This is a genomic window from Mucilaginibacter rubeus, assembly GCF_014643835.1.
Classification (GTDB): Bacteria; Bacteroidota; Bacteroidia; order Sphingobacteriales; family Sphingobacteriaceae; genus Mucilaginibacter; species Mucilaginibacter rubeus.
This window is the reverse complement of sequence record NZ_BMKD01000005.1, coordinates 284,094-310,672: the sequence shown is the minus strand read 5'-3', so window position 1 is coordinate 310,672 and position 26,579 is coordinate 284,094. Positions and strand designations below refer to the sequence as shown.

Here is a 26,579-nt window from a genome sequence, read left to right as displayed (position 1 = left end):
AACCGGTAGTAATTTTGTTAGTTTTACTACTATGAAAACAAGACTACTCATTATCCCCGTCTTAATAGCTTTACTTACATTTACCAGCTGTGATACGCTAAACCAGGTAGCTAATGCCACTATTCAAAACCAGGGAACACCAACGTCGCTTGAAATAGGCAACGGTTTAAAACAGGCCCTTGAAATAGGCACAGGTAAAAGCTCGGATCAACTATCGGCAGTTAACGGATTTTTTGGCAATGCCGCTATCAAGATCCTTTTTCCGCCCGAAGCGCAAAAAGCTGAGAGAACCTTACGCGGGCTTGGCCTGAACAGCCTTTGTGATAATGTGATCCTTTCGCTTAACCGCGCAGCCGAAGACGCCGCAAAACAGGCAAAACCTATTTTTGTTGATGCTATTAAACAAATGACCCTGCAGGATGTTACCAATATTTTATTGGGCAGCCAGGATGCGGCAACACAATATTTTAAACGTACCACTACCGCGAAGCTAAGCCTGCAATTCAAACCCGTTATCCAGGGAAGCTTAAATAAAGTGAATGCTACCAAATACTATACTGATGCCGCCCAGGCCTACAATAAGGTTCCGTTTGTATCAAAGCTTAATCCTGATATCAGCGATTATGTGACCCAAAAGGCTATCGATGGCTTATTTGTGGAGATAGCCAAAGAAGAGCTTAATATTCGTCAAAATCTTGGGGCTCGTACAACGCCTTTATTGCAAAAAGTATTCGCTTTTGCTGATAGGAAAAAAACTGCAGGACAATAAATAGATAAAAGAAAGAGATACAAAATGGGCTGCGTCGATGTTATTCAACGCAGCTTTTTTATTGGGCATATTATTTTTGCTTTTGGAATTTAACCTTTACAGTAACAACTTCGGGTTTGTTGTTAGTACTGCCAACCCATGAGGGGCCATTCTTTATAAGCTCGATGGCCTTTTGATCGGCCGCTTCACTCAGGCTTTTTTTAATGCTAAACTCATCTGTGATGCCGCTCGGGAATACCGTAAATGTTACGGTCACGGTGCCGGCAGTACCATCAGGCAGTACGGCATTAGTTTGTAAATATTTTTTCAGGCTGCCCCAGCCCAGTTGCGGATGTGCCGCGGTGACACTTACCTCACCGTTGTCATCGTCTTTTTTAGTTACAACCACCTCGCTAAGGGCCCTGGAATCGGGCTTAAGCGCTACTTTAATGCTATCGCCGCGTGTGGCGTTAACCTGCCTCGGCTCATAACCAATATAAACCACATCAAGCGTCGCCTTATCTCCCGGCGAACTAAGTGCGAATTTTCCGTTAACGTCAGTTACCGTGCTCCGGTTGGTGCCTTTGATCCTGATAGCCGCACCAATTAAAGGCGAACCGTCATCTCTCGAAATAATAGTACCGGCAATGTATAATGATTGTGCCGCCGCTTTATTGCTGCCAAAAATAGTTGCTGGCGAAGATGTAACGCCGTCAACCTTTCCGGGTAATTTAAATTGCAGCGGGGCTTTTGATTTAGCTACAGTAGTATTCGCTCTTAATGCTATCACATCCTGGCTTACTGTATCTTTTTTTGCAATTGGAGCTGTGTATCCTGCTACTATCCGCTCACTTAAATTGCCTTCTTCTTTCAAAACAACTTTATCTTTAGCAGCAGCGGGCGGAGTTGCCGGTTCTGCTAAAGGATTGCTGCCCACAGGAGGCGGAACATCATTCGAAGCTGTTTTATTGTCGCCAGCGGAGATTTCCTGCTGATAAAGCGCATTAGCCGATTGCTTTGCCCGTCTTGATTTTTTATTTACTGCAACTGATGGGGCCTGTATGGGCGTATTGGCACTCGCTTTTTTAACTGTATCGCCGGTCTTTACGGTATCGGCGGCAGCTGCCATGGGCGGAATGGAATTTTTATTTCCTGCAATGTTATTACTTTGCAGTTCAGCTTTAGGAGATCTGTTAAGATAAAGGCCTCCCAAACTTAATGCTATTAAAACCGAAGCCGCTATGGGCCAAACGGTCCACGGCATTACACGGCCTTTATTTTCTCCGGTACGCTGCCGCAGTCTTGAGCTAAGGTCAGCAAGGTTTAATTGTTGACTTGTCCCCATGTTTTCATATCCTTCCAATGCATCCATCAAAAAAGGGTCGTTTAGTGCCTCCATCTCCAGTTTATGCATAGCACGGGCATCAAGCTCTCCGTTGAGATACTTCTGTATTTGCAATATATTTGCCTTTTTACTATGCACTGTTCCGTTCGAGGCAAATTTTCAAATTCCTCTTACCGTTCTGGATATAACTCTTTACCTCATTTAAAGTATATCCTGTTATCCCGGCAATTTCTTTATAACACTTCTCTTTTAAATAAAACAGGTCGATACTTTGTTTTTGCCCGCCGGTTAACCCTGCTATGCAGTGCTCCAAAGCTTTCAAAGCCTCTTCCCTGTTATTATCCTCAGGATGCAAAAAGGGGGTAAATTCCATAACTTCATCTAAATTAACCAACTCCATCTTTTTACCGCTTCTTAACTGCATCAAGCAATAATTGCGCCCAAGTACATACACCCAATTCCTGAACTGGTTAATCTCATGCTTTTTAACCTTATCAACCAGCTCCTCAAAAATGCCCATTACCGCGTCTTTGGCCAGTTCTTCATCTTTCAGATATTTAAGGCAAACGCCATAAACAAGGGGCATATATCTTTCATATAAGCTGCCCAAAACTGTTAGGTTACCGCTTGCGCGATAATCACTAAGTAGTTCTTCGTCTGTTGATTTCCCTGGTTTTTGGGGTTTTATAAATAGGCTCATTAAACATACAAAATTAATTTATTAAAATGGTTTATGGAAATTAACTGCCTGCCGACCATTCTATTTAAAGAAAATAAGCTAATAACGAGGTGCTTTTCATATGTATTGGCCTATTTCTATTATAAACCCTGAATACACTAAGTCCGCACTGAAAGGCCAACAGCATAAAGGTTAAACAAAAAAAGCGATGCCCGGGAGCATCGCTTTTCTATAAATATCCTAACATTTTTACCTTGCCGGTTGAGGCTTTGGCAGCTCTTTGCGCGGTATCATTTCGGCGCGTTGTGCCGTATGGTAAACAAATGAAGCAACAATGGTAGCGGCTTGTTTCAGGTCGTCTTCAATAAGGCGATCGTAAGTGTCCTGATTACTATGATGGGTACGTGAACCGTAATCAATAGCATCCTGGATAAACTGGAAGCCCGGAATGCCAACGGCATCAAATGAAAGGTGATCGGTACCGCCGGTATTACGAATGGTAAGCGTGGTGGCGCCAAGATCTTTAAAAGGTTCAAGCCAGGCTTTAAAGATAGGTGCCGCGGCCGAATCTCCCTGCAAATACACTCCACGGATCTTGCCGGTTCCATTATCAAGGTTGTAATAGGCCGAAAGCTTTGCTTGTTCGGGTTTAAGCTCCATCGTTTTAGGATCGCCAAAATGATTGGCCACATATCCGCGCGAACCAAATAAGCCCTGCTCTTCCGAACTCCATAAGGCGATGCGAATGGTGCGTTTGGGTTTAAAGTTAATCGCTTTTAAAATACGCATGGCCTCCAGCATTACCGCGCTGCCCGCTGCATTATCGGTAGCACCGGTAGCGGCATGCCATGAATCAAGGTGGCCGCCAAGCATTACTACCTGGTCTTTCAGCTTTTTGTCCGTTCCGGGAATTTCAGCGACTACATCATAGCCCTGCAGGTCGTCGGTAATGAATTGGGTTTTAATATCAGCTTCCAGTTGTACCGGCTGGCCACCTTTTATAAGGCGCAAAATGCGCTGGTAATCTTCGCTGCTGGTTTCAAGCTCGGGTGCTACCGCTTTTGCGGTATCGGCGTATGAAGCGCCGTTGGTGGTAAACACAGTACCATCAGTACCGCGGGCCTGGCTTAACACCAAGCCAGCTTTTTCATCAACCAAAAATTGGCTTAATGCAGTCCTGAATGCACGTAATTTACGGAAAGCGGCCATTTGGGCCGCGTTGGGGTCCACAGCGTTCCTGCGAGGGCCGGCAGGCGCAGCTTTCGCGTTGGCCATTTCGGTAAGTTCCTCATCGGTATAACGGGCGGCATCCACTTTCCAGGTACGTTCTGTTGGTGCTTTAGTATCAAATATCACGATTTTGCCGGCCAGCTTACCTTTGTATTGCTCAAGCTCTGCTGCCGAATCGGCTTTGATTATCATCACTTCGCCTTTGATCAAACCATTTGTACCCGGTGTCCATGCTTTAGGTATGGCGATAATAGCATGATAGTAAGGAACCGTGATAGCCGCATAGTTTTTTTGAACTTCCCAGCCTTTGCCAAATTTACCCCAGGCCTCCAACTTGGAGTTGGCCATGCCCCAGGTTTTAAGCTGATTAACAGCCCAGTTTTGGGCGCGCTTTAAGCCCGGAGAATTGGCAAGCCTTGGGCCCGAAACATCTGTAAGATAAAAAGCCGTTTCCATTACCTTTGAATGGTTAAGGCCTTCTTCCCTTATTTTTTGAACCATGGCCGCATCAACAGGTTCCTGCGCAAACGACGGTACTGCAATACCAGCCGTAATTAAACACGAAAAGAGTAGTTTTAATTTCATATATAATAAATTATAAGATCAGTTAAAACAAACCTATTTATTATAAATTAAAATTGGGAATATATTGTGTTAACAAAGTTGTTACACGGGGATTAAGTTAGCTGGTCCAAGTTAATCTTCAGTTAATGGTTAAATTTATGACGAAAGTTTTAGTAACTTAAGTGATTATGAATAATTGATTCCCCACCAAAGAAATAATTAAGATAAAAGGAAGAAGTTGTAAAGTAATGCTTGGCTGTGCTTTATATACGACTCTCTCACTTGCCCATCACTGGTCGAAGTTTAGCGATAGCTAACTTCGTCCTGAAATAAAGCAAGCATCCTGCTTGCGAGCTTTACCAAAGACCTATTAAAGTTGAATCAAGTTAGAACAAGTTAAGCTGAAAGCTTAACTCATTTTAGGACGAAGTTAGCTATCGCTAAACTTCGACCAGTCCCGGAGTCCTCCTCTGAGAATACAGACCGCTTTGTGAGAAAGCCCCAACAAAAAAGGGCTCATCTGTTCAGATAAGCCCTTGGATATTTTAAAGCTGTTATAGATTACAGCTTGCGTTTAACTTCCACGTTTTCGTAAGCTTCAACGATATCGCCAACTTCAATGTTGTTAAAGTTGTTGATGTTCAAACCGCACTCATAACCTGCGCTTACTTCTTTCACGTCATCTTTAAAGCGTTTCAGTGAAGCCAGTTCGCCTGTGTAGATCACCACGCCATCGCGGATGATGCGGATCTTACTGTTACGGTTAATTTTACCATCCAATACCATACAACCTGCAATGGTACCCACTTTGCTGATCTTAAAGGTTTCGCGGATTTCGACGTTAGCCACAATCTTCTCTTCAAAGGTTGGTGCAAGCATACCTTCCATTGCCGCTTTGATTTCGTTGATCGCGTCGTAGATGATAGAGTACAACCTGATATCAATCTGTTCAGCTTCGGCCAGTTTACGGGCACTACCTGAAGGGCGTACCTGGAAACCAATGATGATCGCGTCGGATGCCGATGCCAGCAATACGTCTGATTCGGAGATCTGACCTACCGCTTTCGAGATGATGTTCACCTGGATTTGCTCGGTAGACAGTTTCAGCAATGAATCTGACAAGGCCTCGATAGAACCATCCACGTCACCTTTAACAATGATGTTAAGCTCCTTGAAGTTACCAACTGCCAAACGACGGCCGATCTCATCAAGAGTGATGTGTTTCTGGGTACGTAAGCCTTGTTCACGTTGCAATTGCAGGCGTTTGTTGGCAATTTCACGTGCCTCAACTTCGCTTTCAAGCGCGTTGAACTTATCGCCCGCGGTTGGTGCGCCCTGCATACCTAATACCTGTACCGGTGTTGATGGTCCTGCTGAATCTACACGCTGGCCACGCTCGTTGGTTAACGCTTTAACACGACCGCTATAGCAGCCTGCCAGTATCGGATCACCTACTTTTAAGCGGCCTGCCTGTACAAGGATGGTGGTAACAATGCCACGGCCTTTATCTAAAGCTGCTTCAATAACGGTACCTACGGCACGTTTGTTAGGGTTAGCTTTCAATTCGAGCAATTCGGCTTCAAGCAATACTTTTTCCAATAACAAGTCAACATTTAAGCCGGTTTTGGCCGAAATTTCCTGCGACTGGTATTTACCGCCCCACTCTTCAACCAAAATATTCATGGCCGATAATTGTTCCCTTACCTTATCGGCATTGGCACCCGGCTTGTCAATTTTGTTAAAGGCGAAGATGATTGGTGCACCTGCAGCCTGCGCGTGGTTTATGGCCTCGCGGGTTTGCGGCATCACGCTGTCATCGGCAGCTATCACTATAATTACAATATCTGTAACCTGCGCACCCCTTGCACGCATCGCGGTAAACGCTTCGTGACCCGGCGTATCCAGGAAGGTGATCTTTCCTTTGTTATCAGGCAATGTTACTTCGTAAGCACCAATGTGCTGGGTTATACCACCCGCTTCGCCGCCTATTACGTTGGTTTTGCGTATAAAGTCGAGCAATGAGGTTTTACCGTGGTCAACGTGGCCCATGATGGTTACGATTGGTGCACGAGTCACCAGGTCGGCCGGATCATCAGGCTGGTCAAGGTTGGCTTCCTCATCCTGCGGCTTCACAAATTCAACCTGGTAGCCAAACTCATCGGCCACAATTGAAAGTGTTTCGGCATCAAGCCTTTGGTTAATGGAAACGAACATACCCAGGCTCATACAGGTAGATATGATCTGCGTTACAGATACATCCATCATACTTGCCAGCTCATTTGCCGTTACGAACTCCGTAACCTTCAATACTTTTGATTGCAGTTCCTGTTCCATTGCCAGTTCTTCGGCACTTGCAGCAACGTCATCACGTTTTTGACGACGGAATTTAGCGCGCTGTGCAAACTTGCCCGACTTACCTGCTCCACTTAAGCGTGCAAGTGTAGCCTTGATCTGGTCTTGTATGTCTTTTTCTGAAGGTTCTTCCTTCGGTCCTGTATGTTGAGGCGGATTATTGCGGTTGTTCCTGAAATCCGGGCGGTTACCACCGCCATGACCTCCCTGGCCCTGACCTGGCCCGCTGTTTCCGGGTGCTCCATGTGTACGGTTCCTGAAATCCGGGCGGTTAGGATTAATGGTACCACCACCGCTGGGCTGTTGACCTTGTTGCGGGTGATTGCCACCACCGCCCTGCTGGCCATGCGGATGGTTACCGCCGCCTTGCTGCGGGTTGCCCTGGTTATCTTTACGCTTACGTTTGCGTTTGTGATCGGCCGAGTTATTATTTGAATTTGATGATGAAGCTACCGGGTTGCGTTTTGGCGCGTTAACCGGCAACTGGATCTTCCCAATAATGTTTGGCCCTGTTAAACGCTCGGCTTTAGCACGGATCACGTCTGGCTCCTGGCTGTCATCAGCTACTGGTGCAGCCGGAGTTTCGGGAGCAGCCGGAGGTGTTGCAACCGGTGCTTTTTCAGCAACAGGCGCTTTAGGCTCTTCAGCTTTGGGTGCTTCGGCAACCGGAGCTGCCGGTTTTGGCGTTTCAACCTTTGGTGGTTCGGGCACAACCGGGGCTACCGGCTGTGGCGCTTCAACTTTTGGCTCGGCAGGTGCCGGAGCCGGTGTTGGCGCAGGTGCCTGTGCAACTGGCTCGGGTTGTTTAACAACTACTTCCGCTGGTTTTTCCGCAGGCTTCTCCGCCTGTGGCTTAGCATTCAGGTTGTTAAGGTCAATTTTTCCAACCACCTTAACACCAGGTAATACGTCATTGCGCTCATCAGAACGTGCAGGAGCTTGCGCTGCCGGAGCAGGCTCGGCCGGTTTTGGTTTTTCAACCTGCGGCTGTGCAAAGTGCCCTGTATTCTTGATCAGTATCTCTTCGTTCTCAAAATCGCGCGAACGGCGGTTCTCAACCGGCTTTTCAGGAAACTGTGCAGCAGGCTCTTCTTTCCTTATCTTTCCGATACTGATCTGCTTAGCTTCCTCCTTAATACTTTTGTCAACAGCAAATTCCTTTAACAGGGCATTGTACATGTCATTATCCAGCTTGGCCATAGGATGCTTGTCAACCTTGTATCCTTTGGTAGCTAAATAATCGACAAGGGTACCCATGCCAATGTTCAGTTCTTTTACTGCTTTAATTAATTTTATGGATTTGTCTTCTGACATTTAATATTACTTTCTCTGCTTATTTAGTGCAAAAATACGATTTTAATTTGCTTATTCCGCTTATTCAAACTCCGCATTCAATATTGATAGCACTTCTTTTACTGTTTCTTCCTCTAAATCGGTACGTTTTACCAATTCACCAACGGTTAAGGCCAGCACTGATTTTGCTGTATCTAAACCAATACGTTTAAATTCATCAATGATCCAGCCTTCAATCTCGTCTGAAAATTCTTCGATGTCCACATCCTCGTCATGCTCATCAGCCTCACGGTAAACATCAATTTCGTAGCCTGTCAATTTTCCTGCCAGCTTAATGTTGTGCCCGCCACGACCGATAGCTAACGATACCTGGTCGGGTTTTAAATACACAGCAGCTGTTTTTTTCTCATCATCTAATTTAATAGAAGTGATTTTGGCAGGCGACAATGCACGCTGAATATATAGCTGAACGTTGTTGGTAAAGTTAATAACGTCGATATTTTCATTTTTTAACTCCCGTACTATACCGTGGATCCGTGACCCTTTCATACCTACGCAGGCACCAACCGGATCGATACGGTCGTCATATGATTCAACGGCAACTTTAGCACGCTCGCCCGGTTCGCGTACAATTTTCTTGATGGTAATTAAGCCATCAAAAATCTCAGGAACTTCAAGCTCAAACAAACGCTGTAAAAATTCAGGCGCTGTACGCGAAATGATGATCTTAGGATTGCTGTTCAGCATATCTACCTTAGATACAACAGCTTTAACGCTATCGCCCTTTTTAAAGTAGTCGGCCGGGATCTGCTCTGTTTTTGGCAGCAACAGTTCGTTACCTTCGTCATCAAGTACCAGAGTTTCTTTTTTCCAAACCTGGTAAACCTCGCCTGTAACAATTTCACCTACGCGGTCTTTATATTTTTTGAAGATCTCGTCTTTCTCTAATTCCAGAATTTTTGATACCAGCGTTTGGCGGGCGGCTAAAATAGCACGGCGGCCAAAGCTTTCTAAAGTGATCTGTTCAATATAGTCATCACCAACTTCAAGGTCGGCGTCATACAGGTGTGCTTCGGCAAGTTCTATCTCCAGGTCATCATCTTCGCTAAAGCCATCTTCCATAACTTTACGTGTACGCCAGATCTCTAAGTCACCGTTGTCGGTGTTCACAATTACGTCGCAATTTTCGTCCGTACCGTACTTTTTCCTGATCATGCTTCTGAAAACGTCTTCCAGTACGCTCATCATGGTAGGGCGGTCAATGTTCTTGAAATCTTTAAATTCCTGAAAAGAATCAATTAAATTAATATTGCTCATTTTTTACTTAAATGATATTAAAACCTTTGTTTCTGTTATTTGGTCCATTGGGATAACGCTTTCTATAACCTGCGCTTTTTTCCCTTTTTCTTTTACTTTTTCTTCAATGGTGATGGCATCCTCTGTAAGGCCGGTTAATGTGCCTTCGCGTTTAGCCCCATCTTTCATTTTAATGCCGAGGTTACGGCCAACATTTTTGGCGTATTGCCTTGGCGACGACAGCGGATAATCAATACCCGGCGATGAAACCTCCAGGTTATAAGCGGTTTCAATCACGTTTTCCTCTTCCAGATGGAAGCCGACATGCCTGCTTACCTGTACACATTCATCAATACCGATACCGTTATCGCCATCAAGCAGAATGATCAGCTTCCCGTTCGGGTGCATTTTAATATCCACTATAAACAGGTTCGGCTTGTCTGCTATCTTCTCTTCTACCAGTTCTTTTACCCTTTTTTCAATATTCATTACCCACCGGTGTTTTTGACAGAATAATTTTGATTGATAAAATAAAAGAGGGGACTAATTGCCCCCTCTTTTATTAACGGTTGCAAATATAATCAAAAATATTAAATTTTCAAGCATATAGGTAGTTTATTGCTTAAAAATCAAATCTGTATAGTGCAAGGTACCGGGTTTGCTGCGGCTTTTTATCAAATCGGTCAGCGTACCGCCGGCACTGAAATCATAGTAACGAAAAAAATACGTTTGCTGTGTGCTAAAGGCCGTATCGGGTGTAAAAACAACTACATTGTTATGAACGGCATAACGCCCCGGCTGTGCGGGCTGCAGGTTTCGCATAGAGGTATCGGCAGGCATGCGGTAAACAGCCATCAGCGTTTCCCAGGCTGTCGCCGATGAGTCACGGCTGATCTCGTTAATGATGGCCGGATCGAAACCGGTTATCTGCAATGCTTTTCCGTTATTAACTGTCTTAATGGTTACCGGCATTTTGGTTGATTTTTCGGCACAACTGAATAAAAACAACAGCAGGAGTAACAGAGGCAAAAGTTTTTTCATTTCACAAGATAGGTTTATTGTAATAAAAAGCAGATATTTCTGTTTACAACACAAAACCTGACACAATTGAAACTGAGATTTTTATTCCCGCTTTTCTCAATATTTTTTTGCTGTATTAAAACATACGCGGATGCACCTCGGGCAGACCTTAACCGTGTTAAAGAAAAAGCCAAACAAAGCCTGGCGTTTTGCCGGCAACGTGGCTACAACACCCGCTATTGTATTTTAATTGATATGGCCCTGCCATCGGGTGTTAAACGTTTTATGGTATGGGATTTCAGGAAAAACGATGTGCTGGTTTCCGGACTGGTGAGCCATGGCTGCGGCCGTAACCCCTGGAGTGGTGAATGGTCGAAAGACAAACCTGCGTTCAGTAACCTAGATGGCAGCCATTGTACTGCTCCCGGTAAGTATCAAATAGATGGGCGGGCCTACAGCGCCTGGGGAATCCACGTAAAGTATTACCTCACCGGATTGGAAGCAACCAATAATAACGCTTTAGCAAGGCAGATCGTTTTTCATTCATGGGAACAGGTAGCCGAAACTGAAGTTTACCCTAAAGGGACACCAGAAGGCTGGGGCTGTCCGGCTATATCAAATAATACCATGAAAATTGTAGATGCTTTGTTGAAGAAACAAAAGAAGCATGTGTTGATGTGGATATATCAATAACATAATTTGCGACCGAGGGACACGGTCGCGGGGTTAAATTACACTCCTCCTTTCACTGTCAATATAATTAAACTGGCTTTCTTCTAATTTTTCTTCTAAAGCGTCCAGCCCATTTTGCATTTTATAGTTCCGTTCTCGTAATGTTATAGGGATAAGCCAATAAAAAAATATTGTTTTATGGTTATTGCCAGGATCAAACAATTCAAGATCAGGTCCATCTAAATAAGGTAAAGAAATTAAACCGTAGCTGCACTCTGAATTTTCCTGCCATGGCCTTCCAAAATTAACCGTATGCCCTAAATTGAGATTTTGATTAACATTATGGAAATAAACTACACTTGTTAACAATTCTAAAATAGAACTATCCTGAATGGCGGAAAATAAATGTAGTTCGACAGGTTTTTCATGCGAAAATGTAGACATGCCACATGTTGCGTAAGTCCACATTTTCCTCTTGACAGTTGGTTTAAATTCTAAAATTGTAAGCGGATTATCAAGTTCATTGATAGGCCCCGTTGTCCATATCTTCTCTTCATAATTGCTTCCCCAATTTGATATATAATGCTCTTTTATCAGTTTGTTGTAAATGCTCATCTTGTAACCCCATTATACTTATAATGAATTTAGGTTATTTATTGTATTGTACTTGTTTTCAGACGAATGCAGAATAAGGCTACTTTATAATAGTTTTTACAAATCCGTACATAGATATTGTATCGGAGTATTTGCTTTCCAACAAATGCGACGCGGCGATCTGAAAAGAAAACTTGCCCCTCAAAAGCTCACCCTTTACGTAGGTGTCTTTATCAAGAACAACGTTTTTATCTATCACTTTAAAAACAGGTTTTTTGTATGAGCTATCAGTAATTGAAAAAGTTTGATTGTATTTGGCTTCAAATACACCTGGTGATTTAACAAATTTCAATTCATAGCGGCCATCAGAAAAAGGAGTGTCCGTCAATTGAAAAACAAGAGCATTTTTATCGAGCGTCACTTCGCAATTTCTGAAATATTGCCTGACTTTACCTTCAATAACTGTCGTTTCTGATGTGTAATTACGTTTTGTTGTATCTTTCGTTTGCCTGCTAATTACATAGTTGAAATGTTCTTCTTTAAAAAAAGGCTCATCATAAAGTTTGCTTGAATAGTTTTTCGCTGGATACAAAGTTGGTGTTTTTACCAATTTTGATTGTTTTTGTATTGGCTGTGAACAGGAAAAAAGAAACAGTGCGAGTAAAATGGATGCCTTTTTCATAAATGATTGATTTTTTAGCTTATAACTCGGCTTAACTTGCGGCGTTTGGATATATAACCGCCCGGTACAGGATCCGATTGGCGCGTCACCTCCCTCGCTTGTCCCCCTTTGCAGCTCTTCTTAATTACCCTACTTTTTCAACGTGCTCTCAAATAACTTATAAATGCGTTTATACTCGTCGGCCCAACTGCTGGGTTGTTCAAAGCCGTGGTCTTCTACGGGGTACGAGGCAAGCTCCCAATTTTCTTTGTGCAGCTCTATCAGTTTTTGAGTTAGGCGAATGATATCCTGGTAGTTCACATTCTGATCTATCATGCCATGGAGCATCAGCAGGTTGCCTTTTAAGCCGTTGGCAAAATAAATAGGCGAACTTTTACGGTAAGCCTGTTCATCGGTGAAAGGTTCATTGAGGATATTTGAAGTATATTCATGGTTATAATGCGCCCAGTCGGTAACGGAGCGTATGGCGCCGCCTGCAGCAAAAACATCCGGTTCGGTAAACATACCCATAAGCGTAATGAAGCCACCGTATGAGCCGCCGTATAAACCGACATGCTTCGGGTTAACGCCATATTTTTCAACCAGCAATTTTACGCCATCAACCTGGTCGGTGAGGTCCTTGCCGCCCATATGGCGATAGATCCCTGTTCGGAAATCCCGGCCATAACCCGCGCTTGCGGTATAGTCGATATCTAAAACGGTGTATCCGTTATCGGCCAGCATATTGTTAAACATAAATTCGCGGAAATAGTAACTCCATGAATAGGTAACGTTTTGCAGGTATCCCGCTCCGTGGACAAAAACCACAGCGGGTTTTGCAGGATCTTGCTTTTTAGGCTGATACAGGCGTGCGTAAACATCAGCGCCATAACGGTTTTTAAAAGTGATGATCTCCGGGTCGCGCCAGGGGTACGACAGGTATTCGGCCGAAACGGAGTTGGTTATTTTTACCGCCTTTGCACCGGGTTTATTGGCCTGGATATATAATTCCCAGGGCCTGTTTGAATAAGAGTAGCGAATAGCCAGCCACTTTTCATCAGGCGAAAGTGTTACCTCGTTGCCGCCCTTCATGCCGGTAATTTTAACGGGGATGCCGCCGCTAACCGGGATCCTGTAAAAATGGATAATGCCCGGGTGATCGATATTGGCGGTAAAATAAAACGTCTTTTTATCCTGGCTTAGCTGCAAAGTCTGCACTTCCCATTTGCCGCTGGTGAGTTGTTTTTTGGCGCCGCTGGTTACATCAACCACATAAATATGCGAGTAACCGCTTGCTTCGCTCTGGTAATAAAAATGGTTATCATCAATAAAACCTGCATTTCCGGGATCATCAATGCCGGGGCCGCCAATCCAGGCCTCATCTCGCTGACGGTCAAGCAGGCTTAGTTTACCGCTTACCGGGTCTAAGCGCATGATCCAGCAGTCTTTATTATCCTGTGCTGAGATAATGACCACGGCATTGCCGCCGCTTTGATTCCATAAAACGCCATCGATATTTACCTGCCTGTCGGCGTTTTCCTTTTGACGGGCTTTTAATTCATCGGGATAATCTTTTAAATAGTCGGGCAGGTCTTTAATGCCGGGGATCTCTGATGTAATAACCGGGTAAACTGCTTCCCGGCGTTTATCGTAAATAAAAGTCTCTGATGTTGACGATGGCCGGCCTACCTTTGAACGGTTCGGAATATCCTCGGTGAAACCCGATGCGGTAACATAATTAGGTACAATCGCGTTTTGAACGCCATCGGCGCGTTTGGTAAGGCGATAGGTGATAAACCTGCCATCCGGACTGATCTGTACAGCGCTCAGTCTTTTATCGCCATAGGCAATCTCTTTCAGCTTGTCGGACTTAAGCAATGCTGTTTCTGTTGAATCTTTTTTATCGTCTTTTGCTTCCTTTTTGATGATCTCAAACAACTCAAGCTGTTGTTTTTTGAGCCATTGTTCCTGCTCGCCGGGTTTATCCTTACTTTTTTTATCGCTTGCTGTCCGTACAAAATTGGTGAGCTGTACCAGGGTGCCGCCATTCAGGTTCAGGGCAAAGAGATTATTATCTTCTTTGTAAATGATCTTTGTTTCATCACCGCTGAAAACAGGGCTGTCTTCCTGCGCTACGGTATTTGTTAGCCGGGTGGTTTTGTTGGCTTTTACATCGTATAAAAATAAATCGCCGTTTTTACTGAATACCTTTTGGCTATGCTTTTTGTTCCATTCGCCGTAACCGGCTGCCAGATCGCGCTGCTCGGCAATGCTAACTTTTTGTACCTTGTTGTCGCCGGGGCTAACTGAATATAACCGGGTATTGCCCGAAGCATCATCATCCCATTTAAAATAGATCTTTTTATTATCGTTAGCCCAACGGATATTGGAGGGTGAAACCCCGATCCATTTAGGGTCGCGCATAATTTTTTCGATGCTAAGGGTATCCAGCTTTTGGGCAAAGGCGCCCGTTGCCGGGATCAGGAACAATAAGCCTAACAGTTTTTTCATATCTCAATAAAGCATGCAATTTAACAGTTTGGCTAATGATTGTTATTTTTAAGCATTTTATTGTTACAAAATGGAACTACAGGGCAACGGATTTTTATTGAGGGCGTGGCAACAGGGCGATGAAGCATCACTTCAAAAGCATGCGGATAACCCTAAAGTATCGGCTTTTTTGCGCGACAGGTTCCCGTATCCTTATACTATGGAGGATGCGCTATTTTGGGTAAACCTGGCCCAAAATCAGCAACCTTTAACCAACTTTGCCATAGTAGTTAACGGTGAAGCCTGCGGCGGCATTGGTGTTGAACTTTTTACCGACGAAAGCCGCATAACCGCCGAAATAGGCTATTGGCTTGGTGAAGAACATTGGGGAAAGGGCTTAGCAACCGAGGCTGTAAAACTGGTAACCACTTATGCTTTTGAACATTTTTCGCTATTGCGCTTAGAAGCCGGTGTGTATAATAGAAACACGGCATCCATACGGGTGCTCGAAAAAGCAGGCTATATTCAAGAGGCCGTACTACGAAGGTCAATTATTAAAAATGGCGAGGTGATGGATAAATATATGTATGCTATTTTTAAGGATTAACAACTAAATTCACAGGATGCCTAATTTGTATATTATAGCAGGTTGTAATGGTGCCGGTAAAACCACGGCAAGTTATACAGTTTTACCCGAATTGCTTAACTGTAATGAGTTTGTAAATGCAGATAACATCGCGGCGGGACTATCTCCCTTCGATCCGGAAAGTGTTGCATTCGAAGCCGGCCGGATCATGCTGCAGCGGATTGATGAGTTGCTGAACCGGGAAGTTGACTTTGCCTTTGAAACAACGCTTTCAACCCGGAGTTATGTATCCTTGGTTAAAAGAGCCCAGCAAACAGGATACGAAGTTACTTTATTGTTTTTTTGGTTGAGCTCTCCTGAAATGGCAAAGGAACGAGTAGCTAAACGCGTAAGCAAAGGTGGCCATAATATCCCGGCTGATGTAATAGAGCGGAGATATTATCGAGGAATAAGAAATTTGGTATCTTTGTATATACCTCTTTGTGATAAATGGTTTGTAATAAATAATATAAATACAGGCTCCCTGGTGGTGGCAAGAGGTTTCGGATCGTTAGAAGAAACAATAATAAAATCCGACGTTTGGAAAGTAATTTTAGATCAGGCAAATGACAACTAAAGCACAAAAAATGGGCATGGATGAGTTAGAGGCGAAAGTGCTTGAAGGCATGAAGCGGGCAAACCGCAAACTGGTTGAAACTGCCGCTGCCAACAACGAAAGCCTTATCATTGGAGATAAAGACGGCAGTTTCAAAGCTGTACCCGCAAAAGAGCTTTTAAAAACCCTTCCCGCCAAATAGCAATCAGCTATAGTTCCTTTCGCATTACATAATCGTTCATCCAGTATTTACCAATGGCTATATCCTCTTCATAGGCTATGGTAAACCCCATTTTTTCATAGAATGATTTGGCGTTATTGTACCTGTTGACGTTAAGTTCCAGCGTTTTCTTACCGGCATCTTTAGTTTTTTGGGCCACCTCGTTAATCAATACTTTTCCGTAGCCCTTGCCCTGCGTTTCGGGCAGGCAGTAAAGTTTATGCAATTTGTAGATCTCCGGATCCTCTTCGCGGGGCGAGTAGGCTGCAAATGCCACCGGATTGCCTTCTTCCTCCAGTAACAGGTAAGTTTGCTGATTTTCTTTAACCTGTTTGGTTATTTTCTCTGTCGAGTAAATCTCGCCAAGCATAAAGGATATCTGTTCGCGCTCAAGAATGGGGCTGTAGGTTACCCACCATGTTTTATCGGCGATATCACGGATAGTTTCCACATCGTTTAAGGTGGCAGTACGTATTGTATACATCTTCAAATTTAGTTTTGTGTTATTAAGAAAAGTCGTATGTCTTAACTTCTTTCTTCCCAGATCATGCACAGGTGCAAAATGGTTTCAACCGCTTTTTGCATATCCTGAATTGATACCCATTCGTGCCTGCTGTGAAAAGCATGTTCGCCGGCAAAAATGTTAGGACAAGGCAAGCCCATGAATGAAAGCCGTGAACCATCAGTACCACCCCGGATACTGCACAATTTGGCGGTTAAGCCGGTACGGTTAATGGCCTCCATAGCATAATCAACAATTTGCGGATGCTGGTCAAGCACACCTTTCATATTACGGTATTGCTGGCTCACGGCAATATCAAACGTTGAGCCCGGAAATTTTTTCAATACATCAGCAGCCGTTCGGCGGATAACCTCAACATGATCTGCAAGTTTGGCTTCATCAAAATCCCGGATTATAAAATCGATAGCGGCGGTTTCCACATGGCCTTCTATACCTACCGGATGCACAAACCCCTGCATGTCTTCGGTATACTCCGGCGAAAGTTCATCGGGCAGGGCGGCAATAATTTGTCCGGCAATTTTAATGGCGCTTTCCATTTTGCCTTTGGCAAATCCCGGATGTGAGCTTACACCATTTATGGTAAGCCTGGCGCCATCGGCCGAAAAGGTTTCATTCTCCATATTACCCGCGCTTTCTCCATCCATAGTATAAGCGGCAAAGGCACCCAATTTGGCAATATCCACATGGTCAACACCATGGCCAACTTCTTCGTCGGGCGTAAACAGGATCCGGATATCGCCATGTTTTATTTCGGGATGGCTGATGAGCTGGTAGCAGGCATCCATTATTTCGGCCACACCGGCTTTATTATCGGCGCCGAGCAGCGTGGTACCGCTGGCTGTAATAACATCGTTACCCAACTGGTTCTTCAGATCGGTATGCTCGGTCATGCGGATCACCTGGGTGTTATCATCGGGCAATATTAAATCCTGGCCCTGGTAATTTTTATGTACAATTGGTTTTACATCTTTTCCGCTGCAATCGGGCGCGGTATCCATATGCGAGCAAAAGCAAATTACGGGTACCTTTTTATCAGTATTTGACGGAATAGTAGCATAGACATAACCGTACTCGTCTAAATGTGCATCGGCTATACCCATAGCCAACAGTTCATCAACCAGCAGCCGGGCAAGATCTTTTTGCTTTTCTGTTGATGGAAATGAAACCGAAGAAGGGTCTGATTGCGTATCAATGGTAACGTAGCGCAAGAAGCGTTCGGCTACTGTGAACTTAATGAATGAGTTAAAATTCATATAAAGCTTTTATATTAGGGGAAATTTAGGCGGTGGTTAATGCCATCTCCAGTTGTAAATATTGATTAAAATTATACATTGAAAAAATATTTTCTACTTTTTGTTTTGGTTTGTGCTTCGGCTATGGCAAAAGCCCAAAGTGGTTTTAATTATTATGAATGGGGCATTGGCGGAGGTGTCAATTACGCTCGTGGGTTCGATGACCTTAAAAAACAAGTATGGCATCCCGGGGGTACGTTCAATTTAACTTACAACTACAGTCCTTATGTACCAATAGCGCTTGATTTTCATTTTGGAACTATTGAAGGCGGCGGCCTTACACCCAGTACAGACGAGTTTGGCCGTAAATCAAAAAATAATTTTTTAGCGCTTGTCCTTCGTGCCGATTTACAAATGGGCGAAATCATTGATTATAGTAACAGCGGCGTTTTAAACGTACTTAAAAACTTTTATATAGGCTCGGGCATTGGTGCAATAAAAAATAAGATGGCGTTTGTACAACGTTCGAACCCTCCCGGATATGAGAACCATGGGCCGGTTGGCGAAACCGAGGGTTTTCAGGGAAAAGATAAGAGCATCAACCTTATGATACCGTTAAGATTGGGCTATGAGTTTAAAATTTACGATGATTACGACCAGGTAGGTTACACCATAACCCTTGGCGTTCAGCACAGCTATACTTTTGGGGAAGGGCTTGACGGCTACAATGATAACCCTCAAAAATTTAAGAACAATGCGCCCGATCAGTTTGTTCAATATAGCATCGGTTTTAAATATAATTTTGGCAATACAGTATCCTACACCAAATTGGTCAGAAATTTCAGGTAATGAATATAGAAGAGTTGCGCGATTATTGTTTGCAGAAACCTGGTGCCACCGAGGGCTTCCCTTTTGGCGAGGATACGCTGGTTTTTAAGATAGCTGAAAAAATCTTTTTACTAACCGGTTTGCAAACCGGCGACAGGTTCAATGTTAAATGCGATCCTGAATGGGCTGTTGAACTCCGTGAACGCTACCCCGAAGTGCAGCCCGGCTATCACATGAACAAAAAAATGTGGAACACCGTGCAAATGAACGGCTCCCTCACCCGTAAACAACTCTGCGAAATGATTGACCACTCATACAATGAAGTGGTTAAAAGCCTGCCGAAGAAAGTGCAGGCGGAGATAGCTGTATTATAAGCAAATTATTCTTATGGGTCTATTTGGATTTTTCGGTAAAAAGGACAGCGGACAATTTGTATCGGCCGAAGCGTTCAGTGAAAAATCGGCAATACAGATTAACATGCTGCCGGTACTTATGGAAAAGCTCAGGGAGCTAAATGTTGACGAAGACAGGGAGCTGATGCTTGAGTTTTTCTTTTACACCAATACATATCAAAAGGCCCAGATATTTGCGCAGGAATTATCCAATTTAAGCTACCAGGTAAAATTCGGTGTTTCTGAAGGGGATAAAAAACTATTCATTATTACCGGCTGGTCTGACAAAGTAAAAATGAAAGAGGCAGTTGTAGCATCATGGATTAACCAGATGTGTAGCCTTGCTTACAAATTTGATTGTGAGTTTGATGGCTGGGGCACCATTCCCGATCAGTAATATTATTGTGTTTCGCATATCTAATTGGCATTCTTAAGCTATATTTGAACAACGTATTTACTTATGAAGATAGTTTTCGCTGCCCTTATCACCTGTTTTATTACCTTCTCTGCCCAAGCCCAGCTTACACCTTTTGAACTAAGTAAGGATAAAAATTATACCGCCACCCACGCCCAGGTAATCGATTACTATCAAAAGCTTAACAAGCTATACCCGCAGCAAATGAAGCTTATTAACTATGGCACAACCGATGTTGGCAAGCCGCTTACACTTGTTGTGCTTTCAAAAGATAAGATCTTTGATCCCGCGGTTATTAAAAAGCAAAATAAAAGGGTATTGCTCATCAACAACGGCATCCACCCTGGCGAACCGGAAGGTATCGATGCCAGTATGATGCTGGTGCATGATATGCTTAAAAATAATACCCTGCCAAAAGATGTGGTGATTTGCCTTATAGCGCTGTATAATATCGACGGTAATCTTAACCGCGGCCTGAGCCGTGTAAGCCAGAACGGCCCATCAGCTTACGGTTTCAGAGGTAACTATCGCAATCTTGATTTAAACCGGGATTTTATTAAGGCCGATAGCCGCAATGCCTTAGCCTTTACACAGATCCTCACTACCTGGAAACCCGAGATCTTTTTAGATAACCATACCAGCGATGGCGCCGACTATCAATATGTGATGACGCTCATCGAAACCCAGAAGGAAAAGCAAAACCCCATCCTGGCCGACTATACTACCAAAACACTTACCCCATATCTGTACAGCAAAATGAAAAAGAGCGGGTACGAGATGATCCCTTACGGTGCAGGCGAAGAAGGGCTTCCTGATTCGGGTATCGTTAGTTTTTTAGAAACCCCACGCTTTGCCACTGGATTTACCGCCCAGCATAATATCATCAGCTATATCACCGAAACGCATATGCTGAAGCCTTTTGATAAACGTGTGTATGCTACTTATGATTTTATGCAGCACCTTATTGAAATTAACCAGCGGGATGCCAACCTGATTGGGGAGTTGAAACGCAAAGCCGATGAGCAGGTAAGCAATCAAAAAACGTTTGCATTAAGCTGGGCGGTTGATAATAGCAAGGTTGATACCATTACCTTTAAAGGCTACGAAGCTGGCCATAAAACCAGCGGTGTAAGCGGATTGCCAAGGTTGTACTACGACCGTGATAAGCCATATACCAAAACCATCAAATATTTTAACACCTATAAGGTTACAGCCACTGCCGATAAGCCGGTGGCCTATGTAATTCCGCAGGCATGGGGTAAGGTGATTGACCTGTTTAAGCTGAACGGGGTACAGATGAAGCAACTGGCGCATGATACCACGCTTAACCTGCAGATGTATTACGTAGCCGATCTGAAAACACCGGCCCGGCCATTTGAGGGCCATTACCTGCATACCGGCGTAAAACTAAACCCGGTGGATATGCCTGTTAAATTTTATACCGGCGATTACGTGGTGTATACTAATCAGCCAATAAACCGTTATATCGTGGAAACGCTGGAACCGCAAGGTGTCGACTCGTTTTTTGCGTGGAACTTTTTTGATTCGGTGCTGGGCGAAAAAGAGTATTTTTCGGACTATGTTTTTGAAGATATAGCTGCTGATCTGCTAAAAAAGGATCCGTCGATTAAACAAAAACTGGACGATGCCAAAGCAAAAGACCCGCAGCTGGCCAATAATGCCGGAGCGCAATTGTTCTTTGTTTACCGCAATTCGCCCTACTTTGAAAAAACTTTTATGCGCTACCCGGTGGGCAGGCTTTTAACTAATACCAAACTCGACCTTAAATAAATGGAAATTATACACACGGCCCCTGTGGCCAGCATCATTTTTGCAATCACTATCATAACATCGCTTTTAGCTTTTTCAAACAATAACCTTTATGGCCGCATGATGCTGCACCCCTATACCGTTTCGCGGGGAAAGGATATTCATACCATCATTACCAGCGGACTTATTCACCGCGACTGGATGCATTTGTTTTTCAATATACTGTCGTTTTACTTTTTCGCGTTCGGGTTGGAGCCGTTATTAGGCCACGTTCAATTTGCCATATTGTACACTGTAAGCTTAATTTTAAGCGACATGCCTACTGTGCTCAAACACAAAGATCATTACAGTTATTACAGTCTTGGAGCTTCAGGGGCAGTAAGTGCGGTTATTTTTAGTGCTATATTATATAACCCGCTGGCTCAAATGATGATATTGCCGATACCAATTCCTATCCCGGCAGTAATATTTGGCGTATTATATCTTGTGTATTGCCACTTCGCATCAAAATATTCGCGCGATCAGATCAACCATGACGCGCACTTTTATGGCGCACTGAGTGGCTTAATGATCACCATTATATTTCATCATGAAATTTTGCCCGATTTTTGGCAGCAGATCACAATGGCAATTTCAAATCTTGGCCATTAATAAAATCGCCGTCGGCATTAAATAAAAAGCTCATGGGCTTTTCGGGGTTCCTGATGATCTCTAACAGCAGGAACCCCCAATTTTTCCAAAAGTTTTCCAGTACCTGTCCGTAGGTTTTGTTCATCCAGTCATCAAACAGGGGTTTGCTGCTGGTGCCGCGCAGGGGCAGGGCTTCTAAGGATATGGTGTCACCAATATGGAAAATATCGTACTCGGGCAGCCGGTTAAATAAATAAGCCGAATAAAAGAAGCGGGCGTTCAACTCTTCAAACTGGATAGGATGCAGAGTGTGATCTGAAATTTTATCCAAAGCTTCTTTATGGTAGCGGGCGTTGGCGCCGTTATCCTGCAGGCAAAGGATCAGGCCAAAATCTTTTATCCTTAATGAGAATGTAAGCGTATTGATCTCATCGCGATAGCCAAAAACGTTTTCAGCATTATCAACCTTAAATAATACCAGGCTGTACGGCTTAAAACCATCAAACTCAACCGGCAGATTGAGGCTTTGCAGCATCATGTGCAGGTTATTGAACTTGTGGATAATGGATTGCGATATGTTAAATTCCTCGCCCTGCGAGTGCTGCAATTTAATGCCGGCCTGGATCTCATTAAAAATAATTCCGTACAGCAATTTGCCCGCCCACAGAAACAGTTTATCCTCATCAAGCGCCTTTACAGCCTCATAACCGGTATCAAAAGCAGCAGCAATTGTGTTTTCAAGCGGTTCAAGATAGCGTTCGTTAACTTCGGCTGTGCAGGGCAGTTTCAGGTCTTTATAAGTAGCCATGCTTTCGTCGAGCAACTTAAAGGGCTTATCTTCCAGTTCGTAACGGCTCATGAGCCATTGCGGAAATACCTGGATCTGTTCCTCGGGCGAATTAAGGTTTTGCCCCGTAAGGAAACATTTATTGTTGCTGAAATTGAAATTGGTGAACGGTGAATAAATTTGTGCCGGCATGGCCGCAAAGATAAGCACGATTTTCGTACTAAAATTTTAGCTTTGGTTTTTAACATGGAACTGACATATCAACCCTACGAGCTTCAGCTGAAGCATGCTTTTACGATAGCTAAATTTTCGCGTACCTCTACCCCGGTTATCTTGGTGCAGATCAGCCACGAAAGTAAAACCGGCTACGGCGAAGCCTCAATGGTGCCTTATATGGGCGAAAGCCATCAAAGCGCTGCCGAATTTTTGAGTAAGATTGATATCAGCCAATTTAGCTACCCTTTTGATTTTGGAGCGATCGTCAATTACCTTGATAGCATTGCCACCGGTAATCCGGCCATTAAAGCGGCTCTTGATATTGCCCTGCATGACCTGGACGGCAAATTGAAAAACCAGCCCTGCTGGCAACTGCTCGGCAGCAACCCTGCGCTGATGCCGGTCACCAGTTTTACGATAGGCATTGATACGCCCGAAATGGTCATCAAAAAGGTAAAAGAGGCAGAAGGGTTTAAAGTGATCAAGGTTAAGCTTGGTCGGGATACAGATAAAGAATTGATTACCACCATTCGCTCCGTTACCGATGTGCCGCTTTATGTAGATGCTAACCAGGGCTGGACAGATTTGCAGCAGAGTTTGGATATGACCCACTGGCTGCACGAGCAAGGCGTACAATTGATAGAACAACCCATGCTCAAAACTGATCCCGACAGCAATGCCTGGCTCACCGAACGTAGTCCTATCCCCATCATCGGCGATGAAGCCGTTCAACGTTTTGAAGATGTGGAAAAGGCCAGAGGTGTTTATACCGGGATCAATATTAAACTCATGAAATCTGCAGGTTTATATGAAGCGAAAAGAATGATCGACAAAGCCCGCGAACTTGACCTGAAGATCATGATTGGATGTATGACCGAAACAAGCTGTGCCGCTTTAGCAGGTTTAGCCATTGCTCCGCAAGCAGATTGGGTTGACCTTGACGGCCCCTTTTTAGTAAGTAATAACCCTTATGTAATGCCGGAGTTTAGTGACGGAAAATACATACTAAACCACGATCCGGGCTTAGGGTTGAGATTTAGTTAAGTAGCTTTGATAGCTATGCCAGGGCTTTCAGCTTTCGGCATTCTGCTTTTGGCTTTTTTTCAAACCATCCTTGGCCTCGTCCGTTATCCTGATACATCTAAATAAAAAACATTATGGACAAGTTAGAAATAAAAGGCGGATGGAATGAGCTGAAAGGCAAAATCAAACAAGCTTACGGCGACCTTACCGACGACGACCTTGCCTGGCAGGAAGGTAAAGATGATGAAACACTTGGCAAGCTCCAGAAAAAAACGGGCAAAACCCGCGATGAGCTGGTGAAATGGATAAACAGTTTATAAAATTGAAAGCCTCAGTAACGGGGCTTTCACTATTTAAATAGCTTTGAAAGCTCCAGTTTAAAACCTGGAATTACTATTGAAGTTAGGTTTTCTGTTTTAAGCGCTTTCTGCTCTAAACTATAACCTTCATGAGTTAGCTTATACATATCGGCATTTTCCTGTACCGGATCTATAATGATATATTCTGCTACGCCGTATTTTTCATAAACATCCTTTTTTTGCCTTAAATCATAGTAAGCAGTAGAAGGAGAAAGGATTTCGATGATTAAATCTGGGGCTCCTTCTATCCTGTCTTTTACAAGGTCGGCAACCCTGCCTTCTTTTATATAAAGTATATCGGGCTGAAGTACATTTCCATCATCAAATTTTACATCCATTGGTGCGCTTACAAGAAAGCCATTATCATTTATGCTATCTAAAAAGTTAGACAATAGCTGTATAATTTTAGCAGATAACTGTTGGTGGGCAGGAATAGGTGAAGGCGACATAATTAAATCATAGTTGATCAGCTGAAACGGCGCACCTTCCTCAAGCATCAAATAATCCTCCACGGTGTATTTCTTTTTTTTATCTGTAGTCAGCATAAATCAAATATAACTAAAATTCATTTTGTTACCAATATAGCCGCCATGTAAATAAACCCAGTATTATTAAATATTATATATGCAACTATTCCGATGCAGGCGTGTCATATAAGTACTTATAACTACAAAACATGAAACTAAACCTCAACCATCTAATCTTATTTATTTTATTTTTTACATTCTCATCTACATTATCTGCACAGGAAAACGCTTTAGAAAAAGCCGCATCCAACGCCGAGAAAAGGATCAGCCAGATCCGGGTTAACAATAAGATCGACGCCGATTCAACCTTTAAACTGCTTAGCAACTGGCATGATTACCCGGATATAAAAGGTGGCAAAGACTATCTTTTCTACTATACTGATTCGCTGTTTGGTAAAGTGCCGTTCAGGGTGTTTGTGCCTGTTTCTTATAGTAACACACGTAAAACCACTTGTATATTATTACTTCATGGTGCCGTTGGCCAAAGTAGTTTCGCCGATGCAGACAGCATTCAAAAATTTGACGATGATATCATTTTTGCCATCCTTAAAAAGCAGGACAACATCATTATCAGGCCGATTGGTGACCCTAAAAAGTTCTTCAATTGGGTATTAAATAAAAAAGCTTTTCGCGATCGCGATGTGCCAAATTTTACCTATCAAACACTGGCCAATATATTAATTTCGGTAAAAAAGCAAGTTAACATCAACGACAGTAAAATATTTGCTTTGGGTCATTCAGATGGTTCGGACGGCGCAATTGGTTTGGGTCTTTACACGCCAAATCAATTCGCCGGCTTTATGGGGTATAATTCAATGTTCGACAATATCTTTGCCCGCGACTTTTATATCAGAAACATTATAAACAGTCCGCTATACGTGGTACATTCTGACCTCGACGATCTGCGCCCCATCCAACAAACCCGCATTATTATGGATTGGTTAAAAGATAGGCATGATCGTCTGATTTACAAAGAATACATCGGCTACCAACATTACGATAAGCATTTAAACACCGACCTTCCTTATACACCCGTATTTATAAATAGTGTGAGCCGTAACTTATTCAAAAACAAAATCTATTGGGAATGCTATAGCGATAAAATTTATAATTCGTACGCATGGATAAAACTAACGGGTATCGATACCGGGCTTAATCGTGCTGCCTGGCATCAGTCACTTACTTTTCCTAATTATGATAAGATCAAAAAAGAAATTGATACCAGGTACCGGCAGTATCAGGGCCTGAACAAAAGCGCCGCCGTTAAAGGGACATTTTTTAATAATACATTCAACCTTGAAACATCGGGTGTAAAAGAAACAGAGATAATGATTAGCCCACTAATGGTAAACCTGGAGCAACCGGTTGTTGTAAACATAAACGGCAAACAGGTTTTCAGAGGCAAAATACAAGCGGACAAAAACTTTATGCTTCGGAATTTCAAAGCCAGTTTTGACAGGGATGCCATTTGGGTAAACTCGGTTAAATTAAAAGTAGAATAAGCCTGACCGGGTTACATTGTTGAGGATTGT

The 26,579-nt window shown here is 43.5% G+C and carries 27 protein-coding genes; 13 read left to right on the top strand and 14 right to left on the bottom strand.

The annotated features are described in order from the left end of the window. Positions 1 to 31: 31 nt before the first annotated feature. Positions 32 to 769, top strand: coding sequence for a DUF4197 domain-containing protein (locus tag IEX80_RS18230; RefSeq protein WP_188833697.1), 738 nt, complete (start codon positions 32 to 34; stop codon positions 767 to 769). 70 nt (positions 770 to 839) lie between these two features. On the opposite strand, the gene IEX80_RS18225 is transcribed toward IEX80_RS18230, so the two are convergent. The 7 genes from IEX80_RS18225 to IEX80_RS18195 form a co-directional block, all read right to left on the bottom strand. Beyond that, positions 840 to 2,207 (bottom strand): carboxypeptidase-like regulatory domain-containing protein, encoded by a 1,368-nt coding sequence (locus tag IEX80_RS18225; RefSeq protein WP_188833696.1) that lies wholly within the window; start codon positions 2,205 to 2,207, stop codon positions 840 to 842. Between the two features lie 16 nt (positions 2,208 to 2,223). Beyond that, the gene (locus tag IEX80_RS18220) at positions 2,224 to 2,793 is read right to left on the bottom strand and encodes an RNA polymerase sigma factor (RefSeq protein WP_188833695.1); all 570 of its coding nucleotides are present in this window, start codon (positions 2,791 to 2,793) and stop codon (positions 2,224 to 2,226) included. Between the two features lie 228 nt (positions 2,794 to 3,021). Beyond that, positions 3,022 to 4,587: a M28 family metallopeptidase gene (locus tag IEX80_RS18215; protein WP_188833694.1), complete on the bottom strand. Its 1,566-nt coding sequence runs from the start codon at positions 4,585 to 4,587 to the stop codon at positions 3,022 to 3,024. A gap of 540 nt (positions 4,588 to 5,127) precedes the next feature. Continuing rightward, positions 5,128 to 8,232 carry a translation initiation factor IF-2 gene (gene infB, locus IEX80_RS18210; protein ID WP_188833693.1) on the bottom strand — a complete coding sequence of 1,035 codons (3,105 nt, stop codon included), beginning with the start codon at positions 8,230 to 8,232 and terminating at the stop codon, positions 5,128 to 5,130. 60 nt (positions 8,233 to 8,292) lie between these two features. Next, positions 8,293 to 9,528 (bottom strand): transcription termination factor NusA, encoded by a 1,236-nt coding sequence (gene nusA, locus IEX80_RS18205; RefSeq protein ID WP_090532515.1) that lies wholly within the window; start codon positions 9,526 to 9,528, stop codon positions 8,293 to 8,295. A gap of 3 nt (positions 9,529 to 9,531) precedes the next feature. Continuing rightward, positions 9,532 to 9,996 (bottom strand): ribosome assembly cofactor RimP, encoded by a 465-nt coding sequence (gene rimP, locus IEX80_RS18200; RefSeq protein ID WP_176626114.1) that lies wholly within the window; start codon positions 9,994 to 9,996, stop codon positions 9,532 to 9,534. Positions 9,997 to 10,122: 126 nt separating this feature from the next. Further along, positions 10,123 to 10,548 carry a hypothetical protein gene (locus IEX80_RS18195; protein ID WP_176626112.1) on the bottom strand — a complete coding sequence of 142 codons (426 nt, stop codon included), beginning with the start codon at positions 10,546 to 10,548 and terminating at the stop codon, positions 10,123 to 10,125. A gap of 66 nt (positions 10,549 to 10,614) precedes the next feature. Between IEX80_RS18195 and IEX80_RS18190 the strand changes: the two genes are divergently transcribed. Further along, positions 10,615 to 11,220, top strand: a complete 606-nt coding sequence (locus IEX80_RS18190; RefSeq protein WP_229701673.1) for a murein L,D-transpeptidase catalytic domain-containing protein — start codon at positions 10,615 to 10,617, stop codon at positions 11,218 to 11,220. Positions 11,221 to 11,253: 33 nt separating this feature from the next. Here IEX80_RS18190 and IEX80_RS18185 read toward each other — a convergent pair whose 3' ends face one another. The 3 genes from IEX80_RS18185 to IEX80_RS18175 form a co-directional block, all read right to left on the bottom strand. Beyond that, positions 11,254 to 11,814 (bottom strand): suppressor of fused domain protein, encoded by a 561-nt coding sequence (locus tag IEX80_RS18185; protein WP_090532508.1) that lies wholly within the window; start codon positions 11,812 to 11,814, stop codon positions 11,254 to 11,256. Positions 11,815 to 11,893: 79 nt separating this feature from the next. Continuing rightward, entirely contained in the window at positions 11,894 to 12,475 is a 582-nt protein-coding gene (locus IEX80_RS18180) for a hypothetical protein (protein WP_090532507.1), read from the bottom strand. Between the two features lie 129 nt (positions 12,476 to 12,604). Further along, on the bottom strand, positions 12,605 to 14,965 hold the full coding sequence (locus IEX80_RS18175) for a prolyl oligopeptidase family serine peptidase (protein WP_188833692.1): 2,361 nt from the start codon (positions 14,963 to 14,965) through the stop codon (positions 12,605 to 12,607). Positions 14,966 to 15,035: 70 nt separating this feature from the next. Here IEX80_RS18175 and IEX80_RS18170 point away from each other — a divergent pair, with 70 nt between their 5' ends. Genes IEX80_RS18170 through IEX80_RS18160 form a run of 3 tightly spaced genes read left to right on the top strand, consistent with a single transcriptional unit; the run spans position 15,036 to position 16,327 of the window. Beyond that, positions 15,036 to 15,551, top strand: a complete 516-nt coding sequence (locus tag IEX80_RS18170; protein ID WP_090532504.1) for a GNAT family N-acetyltransferase — start codon at positions 15,036 to 15,038, stop codon at positions 15,549 to 15,551. Positions 15,552 to 15,567: 16 nt separating this feature from the next. After that, on the top strand, positions 15,568 to 16,146 hold the full coding sequence (locus tag IEX80_RS18165) for an ATPase (RefSeq protein WP_090532502.1): 579 nt from the start codon (positions 15,568 to 15,570) through the stop codon (positions 16,144 to 16,146). Beyond that, positions 16,136 to 16,327, top strand: coding sequence for a DUF8506 family protein (locus IEX80_RS18160; RefSeq protein WP_091169281.1), 192 nt, complete (start codon positions 16,136 to 16,138; stop codon positions 16,325 to 16,327). The genes IEX80_RS18165 and IEX80_RS18160 overlap by 11 nt, the downstream gene beginning before the upstream one ends. A 7-nt stretch (positions 16,328 to 16,334) precedes the next feature. On the opposite strand, the gene IEX80_RS18155 is transcribed toward IEX80_RS18160, so the two are convergent. Next, positions 16,335 to 16,829, bottom strand: coding sequence for a GNAT family N-acetyltransferase (locus IEX80_RS18155; protein WP_188833691.1), 495 nt, complete (start codon positions 16,827 to 16,829; stop codon positions 16,335 to 16,337). 41 nt (positions 16,830 to 16,870) lie between these two features. Continuing rightward, positions 16,871 to 18,121, bottom strand: coding sequence for a peptidase T (gene pepT / locus IEX80_RS18150; protein WP_188833690.1), 1,251 nt, complete (start codon positions 18,119 to 18,121; stop codon positions 16,871 to 16,873). A gap of 78 nt (positions 18,122 to 18,199) precedes the next feature. Between pepT and IEX80_RS18145 the strand changes: the two genes are divergently transcribed. From IEX80_RS18145 to IEX80_RS18125, 5 genes are all read left to right on the top strand, one after another. Continuing rightward, positions 18,200 to 18,949 carry a hypothetical protein gene (locus IEX80_RS18145; protein WP_188833689.1) on the top strand — a complete coding sequence of 250 codons (750 nt, stop codon included), beginning with the start codon at positions 18,200 to 18,202 and terminating at the stop codon, positions 18,947 to 18,949. After that, a complete protein-coding gene (locus IEX80_RS18140; RefSeq protein ID WP_188833688.1) occupies positions 18,949 to 19,302 on the top strand; it encodes an MmcQ/YjbR family DNA-binding protein in 354 nt (117 codons plus the stop codon). Before IEX80_RS18145 ends, IEX80_RS18140 begins: the two co-directional genes overlap by 1 nt. A 13-nt stretch (positions 19,303 to 19,315) precedes the next feature. Beyond that, entirely contained in the window at positions 19,316 to 19,717 is a 402-nt protein-coding gene (locus tag IEX80_RS18135; protein WP_188833687.1) for a ribonuclease E inhibitor RraB, read from the top strand. A 63-nt stretch (positions 19,718 to 19,780) separates the two neighbouring features. Next, positions 19,781 to 21,526, top strand: a complete 1,746-nt coding sequence (locus IEX80_RS18130; protein ID WP_188833686.1) for a M14 family zinc carboxypeptidase — start codon at positions 19,781 to 19,783, stop codon at positions 21,524 to 21,526. Beyond that, complete coding sequence (locus tag IEX80_RS18125) at positions 21,527 to 22,156, top strand: rhomboid family intramembrane serine protease (RefSeq protein WP_188833685.1); 630 nt, start codon at positions 21,527 to 21,529, stop codon at positions 22,154 to 22,156. Here IEX80_RS18125 and IEX80_RS18120 read toward each other — a convergent pair. Continuing rightward, positions 22,125 to 23,114 (bottom strand): hypothetical protein, encoded by a 990-nt coding sequence (locus IEX80_RS18120; protein ID WP_176626095.1) that lies wholly within the window; start codon positions 23,112 to 23,114, stop codon positions 22,125 to 22,127. The two genes, IEX80_RS18125 and IEX80_RS18120, sit on opposite strands and share 32 nt — an antisense overlap. Positions 23,115 to 23,168: 54 nt before the next feature. Here IEX80_RS18120 and IEX80_RS18115 point away from each other — a divergent pair, with 54 nt between their 5' ends. Together IEX80_RS18115 and IEX80_RS18110 are read left to right on the top strand one after the other, a co-directional pair. Then, a complete protein-coding gene (locus tag IEX80_RS18115; protein ID WP_188833684.1) occupies positions 23,169 to 24,182 on the top strand; it encodes a dipeptide epimerase in 1,014 nt (337 codons plus the stop codon). A 113-nt stretch (positions 24,183 to 24,295) separates the two neighbouring features. Further along, on the top strand, positions 24,296 to 24,481 hold the full coding sequence (locus IEX80_RS18110) for a CsbD family protein (protein ID WP_091169309.1): 186 nt from the start codon (positions 24,296 to 24,298) through the stop codon (positions 24,479 to 24,481). 29 nt (positions 24,482 to 24,510) lie between these two features. On the opposite strand, the gene IEX80_RS18105 is transcribed toward IEX80_RS18110, so the two are convergent. After that, positions 24,511 to 25,065 carry a Uma2 family endonuclease gene (locus IEX80_RS18105; RefSeq protein ID WP_188833683.1) on the bottom strand — a complete coding sequence of 185 codons (555 nt, stop codon included), beginning with the start codon at positions 25,063 to 25,065 and terminating at the stop codon, positions 24,511 to 24,513. 131 nt (positions 25,066 to 25,196) lie between these two features. Between IEX80_RS18105 and IEX80_RS18100 the strand changes: the two genes are divergently transcribed. Continuing rightward, positions 25,197 to 26,549, top strand: coding sequence for a hypothetical protein (locus IEX80_RS18100; RefSeq protein WP_188833682.1), 1,353 nt, complete (start codon positions 25,197 to 25,199; stop codon positions 26,547 to 26,549). Positions 26,550 to 26,579: the final 30 nt, after the last annotated feature.

Bases quoted from the DNA above. Each gene is read 5' to 3' on its own strand.
- IEX80_RS18230 (WP_188833697.1), top strand. From the start codon at position 32: ATGAAAACAAGACTACTCATTATCCCCGTCTTAATAGCTTTACTTACA.
- IEX80_RS18220 (WP_188833695.1), bottom strand. From the start codon at position 2,793: ATGAGCCTATTTATAAAACCCCAAAAACCAGGGAAATCAACAGACGAA.
- IEX80_RS18215 (WP_188833694.1), bottom strand. From the start codon at position 4,587: ATGAAATTAAAACTACTCTTTTCGTGTTTAATTACGGCTGGTATTGCA.
- infB (WP_188833693.1), bottom strand. From the start codon at position 8,232: ATGTCAGAAGACAAATCCATAAAATTAATTAAAGCAGTAAAAGAACTG.
- nusA (WP_090532515.1), bottom strand. From the start codon at position 9,528: ATGAGCAATATTAATTTAATTGATTCTTTTCAGGAATTTAAAGATTTC.
- rimP (WP_176626114.1), bottom strand. From the start codon at position 9,996: ATGAATATTGAAAAAAGGGTAAAAGAACTGGTAGAAGAGAAGATAGCA.
- IEX80_RS18195 (WP_176626112.1), bottom strand. From the start codon at position 10,548: ATGAAAAAACTTTTGCCTCTGTTACTCCTGCTGTTGTTTTTATTCAGT.
- IEX80_RS18185 (WP_090532508.1), bottom strand. From the start codon at position 11,814: ATGAGCATTTACAACAAACTGATAAAAGAGCATTATATATCAAATTGG.
- IEX80_RS18180 (WP_090532507.1), bottom strand. From the start codon at position 12,475: ATGAAAAAGGCATCCATTTTACTCGCACTGTTTCTTTTTTCCTGTTCA.
- IEX80_RS18175 (WP_188833692.1), bottom strand. From the start codon at position 14,965: ATGAAAAAACTGTTAGGCTTATTGTTCCTGATCCCGGCAACGGGCGCC.
- IEX80_RS18170 (WP_090532504.1), top strand. From the start codon at position 15,036: ATGGAACTACAGGGCAACGGATTTTTATTGAGGGCGTGGCAACAGGGC.
- IEX80_RS18165 (WP_090532502.1), top strand. From the start codon at position 15,568: ATGCCTAATTTGTATATTATAGCAGGTTGTAATGGTGCCGGTAAAACC.
- IEX80_RS18160 (WP_091169281.1), top strand. From the start codon at position 16,136: ATGACAACTAAAGCACAAAAAATGGGCATGGATGAGTTAGAGGCGAAA.
- IEX80_RS18155 (WP_188833691.1), bottom strand. From the start codon at position 16,829: ATGTATACAATACGTACTGCCACCTTAAACGATGTGGAAACTATCCGT.
- pepT (WP_188833690.1), bottom strand. From the start codon at position 18,121: ATGAATTTTAACTCATTCATTAAGTTCACAGTAGCCGAACGCTTCTTG.
- IEX80_RS18140 (WP_188833688.1), top strand. From the start codon at position 18,949: ATGAATATAGAAGAGTTGCGCGATTATTGTTTGCAGAAACCTGGTGCC.
- IEX80_RS18135 (WP_188833687.1), top strand. From the start codon at position 19,316: ATGGGTCTATTTGGATTTTTCGGTAAAAAGGACAGCGGACAATTTGTA.
- IEX80_RS18130 (WP_188833686.1), top strand. From the start codon at position 19,781: ATGAAGATAGTTTTCGCTGCCCTTATCACCTGTTTTATTACCTTCTCT.
- IEX80_RS18125 (WP_188833685.1), top strand. From the start codon at position 21,527: ATGGAAATTATACACACGGCCCCTGTGGCCAGCATCATTTTTGCAATC.
- IEX80_RS18120 (WP_176626095.1), bottom strand. From the start codon at position 23,114: ATGCCGGCACAAATTTATTCACCGTTCACCAATTTCAATTTCAGCAAC.
- IEX80_RS18115 (WP_188833684.1), top strand. From the start codon at position 23,169: ATGGAACTGACATATCAACCCTACGAGCTTCAGCTGAAGCATGCTTTT.
- IEX80_RS18110 (WP_091169309.1), top strand. From the start codon at position 24,296: ATGGACAAGTTAGAAATAAAAGGCGGATGGAATGAGCTGAAAGGCAAA.
- IEX80_RS18105 (WP_188833683.1), bottom strand. From the start codon at position 25,065: ATGCTGACTACAGATAAAAAAAAGAAATACACCGTGGAGGATTATTTG.
- IEX80_RS18100 (WP_188833682.1), top strand. From the start codon at position 25,197: ATGAAACTAAACCTCAACCATCTAATCTTATTTATTTTATTTTTTACA.